Here is a 4799-nt window from a genome sequence, read left to right as displayed (position 1 = left end):
GGAGTCACAGGCTCCTGGCGATTTTTCGAGTTTTATCCTGAAAGGTGCGGCGACCCAAGCTACACACGGTTTGCTTAACCTAGGGTGGGACGGTCTGCCACACTTTTTAAGATACAAGGGTGGGCACTGCCCACCATTCGGGAAACTATTTTCCAGAAGTCGCCTCAGGAATGTGGATTTATTAAAGTGCAATTCTTGGGTAGGGGCGAACGGTTGTTCGCCCTAGTTATTCGCCTTTACAGAAGAGCCAACCGTACAAGTTATTGAATATACGATCCTAAACGACAAGAAATACTATGGTTGAGCAAATTATTTGGGCGGTGCTAGGGGCTACATCTGCACCTGCTATGCTGCCACCATCAATCTGTTGCGGCTAGATCAACCGGCTGCGGCCCTGGCTCCTGATCTATCGGTAGCCTTCTACCGCCCCCAAACCGGGGCTAGCGCAGACGCACCTTCTGCCTAAAATGCTCAAGATCTACCACCTTGGGGGGGGGAGGGCCAGCTATGCCCCTAGACAATCCTAAATCCGACGCATCAGCCTCGACAGGAACCAGCACAAACTGTCCCATAAAGCTGCCCCCATAGCTGACCAAATGAATGACCTGGGGAGTGGCGGTTGTGTTGGGCTGTACCCAACTAACCCCGTGGTGGCTAATCACCAGGTGCTTGTCGCGCAGGGTGCGGCCCACACCATGGTCGTCAAAGTACTGTAAAATTTTGCGGATGGTCTGAAACGACAGATGCTGCCGCAACCGACTAATGGCGCGGATTTCGAGGATTTGCTCCCAGGAGTAGAGTATCTCCAGACGGGGCGGGTGCCCGGCTCGCTGGGGCACAATAATGCCTGTTTTTTCGAGATAGGCGAGTCGGCCTAGGCTGCTGCGAGCTAAGACAATGGCATGGCGGCGAGGAAACCAATCCATAGCGGGCGCTCCAACACAAACGCTAGATATGGGGGCAATACAAGCCACTTTACGCCATGGGTATGAAAAAGTCCGGATTGTGGAGAACACTTTTGGACTTTCTGCAATCCTTTAAAAATAGAAAAAATGGGGATCGCCTACCCTACATTGGATGCGGCAACTCTAACGTTTTTTGAAGTTCTCTTGGCAAAACAGGAAACTTGCGTTAGGTCGCTTGTACTGGCCGGGGGCTCGACGGTGCAAGTTAGGCGACTATTGCCAATTGCGGAGGGGCCGGGGAGCTAGGGAGCCTAGATCAATGGGTTTATTTTGACCATGCGGTACTAGCCGCCACTGACGGGCGGAATAAGTACAACCTCGTCGCCGTCGTGCAGCGGGGTATCATCGGCGACAAATTGGAGGTTGAGGCCCAGTCGGGTACGATCGCGCCACGGTTCCAGCTTGGGATGCTCGGCCAGCGCACGATCGCGCGCCGCCCCCACCGTCGCTCCGGCGGGAAACTGCCACTGCACCTCAGGCGTGCCGTAGGCCTCCTGATAAATGGCAAAGAGCTTAACGGTAATGGTAATGGGGTTTGGCACTGGGGGCGATCGCTCCTGTTCTGAAAATCTTGCCCAGTGCTACTGGGCGGCATCGATACCGGCCAGCCGAGACACCACCGTTTGAATGGCCGGGGCAAACGCCTGGAGTACCGGCGACAAAATTACCACACTCCCCGCCGTAATGATGATGGTGCGCGCCGTGGTCAAATTGTCCCGCTGAAACTGAAAGAAGCGTTCGTCCCAGCGCTCTACCTCCGACTTCAGCTCCTGGCGGCTCTGTTCCAAGTCGCTTCTCAGCGCAATAATTTGCTCAACAACGTCGCCCAGGGTGGGTTCTCGATCGGGGGTTGTGGTCATAAGCACTCCTATATTCAAATTTTAAGCCAAGGCCTGCCTGGTGCGCAGAGAACGCTGTAGCTTAGCGTTTCCAACTCGGTTTCAGTATTGGTAACGTCGCACTTGGCCCCGCCAGGCTCAGGCCATAGTAAGGCCATCCGAGTTTGGCTGAGGCAACTTTATGACCCGCTCTGCATCCTCCTTATTGCATACCCATCGTGCGACCCTGCTGGCGATCGCCCTGGGGGCTACCCTGATGGTTGGCTGTGCCGAAGTACCCGAAATTGTGCTCAGGCAAGAGGCCATGTCCACCGAGGCCGATATGGCTATGGGCGGCGCTGCGCCTACGGCGGAAAACCAGGCGATCGCCCCGGCAGCAGAGCCAGGGGCAGCGGATACGGCCAACCGGAGCGGCATTATTGAGCCAGCCCCAAACAATATTGGCCAGCCCACGCCTCAGCTGGTTAAGCAGGCCAATCTGGTGCTGGTGCTAACCGATCTCGACGCGGCAGTCACCCAGGTGCAAAGCATTGTTCAGCAGGTTCAAGGGGATGTGCTGAGTTTGCAGGATCACCGTTCTCCTGAAGGGGCAGCCCAGCAGATTTCGCTGACCCTGCGAGTACCCCAGGCCGAGTTAGACCCGGTGCTAGAGGCCCTGCGTCCGTTGGGAACGGTACAGCAGCAGTCGCTGACGGCGGAGGATGTATCGAGTCAGCTGGTCGATCTTGAGGCCCGGCTAAAGAATTTGCGCCAGTCTGAGGCGGCTCTGCTGAAAATTATGGAGCGATCGGGCGAAATTTCCCACGTGCTGGAGGTGGCGCGAGAACTCAGTACGGTGCGCGAGTCGGTCGAACGGATAGCGGCTCAGCAACAAAACCTCCAGCGTCAGGTGGCCTATTCACAAATTTACCTAACCCTGCAAAGCCCTGTAGCTCAGGTACCGCCTCTGCGCCCAGTCGGCGAGACCCTAGGCAATACCTGGGAATCGGCGACCCAAGCGGTGAAATTATTTACCGTCAGTGGGTTAAAGCTAGGGTTATGGCTGCTGGCCTTTAGCCCCTACTGGGTGCTGCTGGCGGCGGTAGGCTACGGCGGTTACCGGCTCTGGCACAGCCGCCCGGCTCAGCCCGTTGCCGCTGAGACCGACAACGGCTAAGTTTTTCGCGTTAGCAAGAGCCTGTTAAAGAATAGGCACACAGGATAAGCATAAATGCCGAATCTGGCGGTATGCTTGACCCGTTCGGGTTAAACGCTCCAGCGAGCGGTGCATTTGCTATGACATTTTCTCCTACCTTTGCGGCAATGCTGTTTATGCCTGCGGCAATGGGGCTGTTTTACCAGGCGGTGCAGCCTCACCCCTGGCCCCACCGGGTGCTGGCGCTGGCGCTGGCGCTGGCCATTTTTGAGCAGGCCCATATGGCTCGAGTCGATTTACGGAACGTTGAGGTGGTAAGTCAGCGCCTGGGCGATCTGAGACTCAAACAGTTTGACCGCATAGTTGTTTGGACCGTTGTGGGCCAGCTAGTGGGGTTTTATGGTGCAGCGGCAGGCTATTTGGGCTCTGGCATGGCGGTCATTTTGCTCAGCGTAATAGGCTTTAACCTGGCGGCTACCCTGCGCCTTGAGCCGACTGGTTCTCAGCCCATTCAGTCAGCAGGCTGGCGATCGCGCCTCGACGTGCTGACCCTAGATGCGATCGCTCTCATTCTGGCCTGCCTGTGGATCGCCCAGCGGTTTCAGGCCTGGGTGGCGGTAGGCATGTTCGCTATTACCGCTCTTTACGCCGCAAGTAAACTGGTGACCTACGCCAAAGCCCTGGGGCGACAACCCTCAGCGGTCCATATCGCCCACGCCGCTCAAGAGCATCCACAGGCCCCCCAGCAAAATTAGCAGGGCCAGCCCGCCCATTGCAGCATCAAGCCAGGGGGTTGCTTCCATTAAATGTCGTCCTCTCCTTCATACAGGGTCTTTAGAGGCATCGCCTCCAGATTTAACGATTCTTGCAGATAGCGCGACACCACGTCTGACTGACCGTGAGTAACGTACACCGTCTTCGCGCCAGTCTCTTTGACCGTTTGAATGAGCCCTGGCCAGTCGGCGTGGTCAGAGAGTACAAAGCCCCGCTCGTAGCCGCGCCGCCGCCGTGCCCCGCGCACCGCCATCCACCCCGAGGCAAAGGCGGTTTGAGGGTGCTTAAAGCGCTTCATCCAGCTGGAGCGGTGGCCGGAGGGTGGGGCCAGCACCAGGTCGCCCGTGTACTTGTGGCTGCTGGGCAGCTCCGAGGTGCAGATCGTCGGCACCATATCCACCCCCTGCTCGCGGTAAATCTCGGTCAGCACGTGAACGGCACCGTGGACATAAACCGGGCGATCGGTAAATTTCGTCAGCTCGCTCAGCACTCGCTGGGCCTTGCCAAAAGCATAGCAAAACAAAATTGACGGCCGCTCTGAATCGCCCTGCCACCAGTCATAGATGCGGCGCACAGTCTCAGCACCGCTCTCCCAGCGGTAGATGGGCAGGCCAAAGGTGGCCTCGGTAATAAACGTGTCGCAGGGCACCACTTCAAAAGGGGTGCAGGACGGATCGGCGCAGCGCTTGTAGTCGCCCGACACCACCCAAACCTCATCGTTGTGCTCGACCCGAATTTGAGCCGAGCCCAGCACGTGCCCCGCCGGATGAAACGATACCCAGGTTTCGCCCAGCTTCACCGGTTCTCCGTAGACCATTCCCTGCAGCTGAATATCGCTCCCCAGCCGCCGTCGCAGAATACCCTCCGACTGGGCCGTCGCCATGTACTGGGTCGAGCCAGACCGGGCGTGGTCGCTGTGGGCGTGGGTAATCAGCGCGGTCTCGACCGATCGCCAGGGATCGATATAGAAGTCACCTTTTTCGCAGTACAGCCCCTCGGGGCGCACGGTAATCAGCGCCATAGAAACTCGCTAGTCCTTTTTCTCTAATCGAAATAGCACCACCACGAGGGCAATCACCCCCAGCT

6 protein-coding genes are annotated in these 4799 nt (G+C 57.6%); 2 read left to right on the top strand and 4 right to left on the bottom strand.

The window, feature by feature from the left end; all coding sequences use genetic code 11:
• Positions 1-440 precede the first annotated feature (440 nt).
• The 3 genes from IQ273_RS30620 to IQ273_RS30610 all read right to left on the bottom strand — a co-directional run bounded on the left by IQ273_RS30620 (position 441) and on the right by IQ273_RS30610 (position 1825).
• Positions 441-926, bottom strand: coding sequence for a MerR family transcriptional regulator (locus IQ273_RS30620; protein WP_194026868.1), 486 nt, complete (start codon positions 924-926; stop codon positions 441-443).
• A gap of 323 nt (positions 927-1249) precedes the next feature.
• Positions 1250-1507: a MoaD/ThiS family protein gene (locus IQ273_RS30615; RefSeq protein WP_194026867.1), complete on the bottom strand. Its 258-nt coding sequence runs from the start codon at positions 1505-1507 to the stop codon at positions 1250-1252.
• 39 nt (positions 1508-1546) lie between these two features.
• Positions 1547-1825: a hypothetical protein gene (locus IQ273_RS30610; RefSeq protein WP_194026866.1), complete on the bottom strand. Its 279-nt coding sequence runs from the start codon at positions 1823-1825 to the stop codon at positions 1547-1549.
• 160 nt (positions 1826-1985) lie between these two features.
• Between IQ273_RS30610 and IQ273_RS30605 the strand changes: the two genes are divergently transcribed.
• Both IQ273_RS30605 and IQ273_RS30600 read left to right on the top strand, forming a co-directional pair.
• A complete protein-coding gene (locus IQ273_RS30605; RefSeq protein WP_194026865.1) occupies positions 1986-2960 on the top strand; it encodes a DUF4349 domain-containing protein in 975 nt (324 codons plus the stop codon).
• 119 nt (positions 2961-3079) lie between these two features.
• Positions 3080-3694 (top strand): hypothetical protein, encoded by a 615-nt coding sequence (locus tag IQ273_RS30600; protein WP_194026864.1) that lies wholly within the window; start codon positions 3080-3082, stop codon positions 3692-3694.
• Positions 3695-3741: 47 nt separating this feature from the next.
• Here IQ273_RS30600 and IQ273_RS30595 read toward each other — a convergent pair whose 3' ends face one another.
• Positions 3742-4734, bottom strand: coding sequence for a ligase-associated DNA damage response exonuclease (locus IQ273_RS30595; RefSeq protein WP_194026863.1), 993 nt, complete (start codon positions 4732-4734; stop codon positions 3742-3744).
• Positions 4735-4799: the final 65 nt, after the last annotated feature.

Source organism: Nodosilinea sp. LEGE 07298 (assembly GCF_015207265.1).
Lineage (GTDB): Bacteria > Cyanobacteriota > Cyanobacteriia > Phormidesmidales > Phormidesmidaceae > Nodosilinea.
The sequence above is the reverse complement of the archived record's forward strand: the minus strand, read 5'-3'. Positions and strand labels throughout refer to the sequence as shown.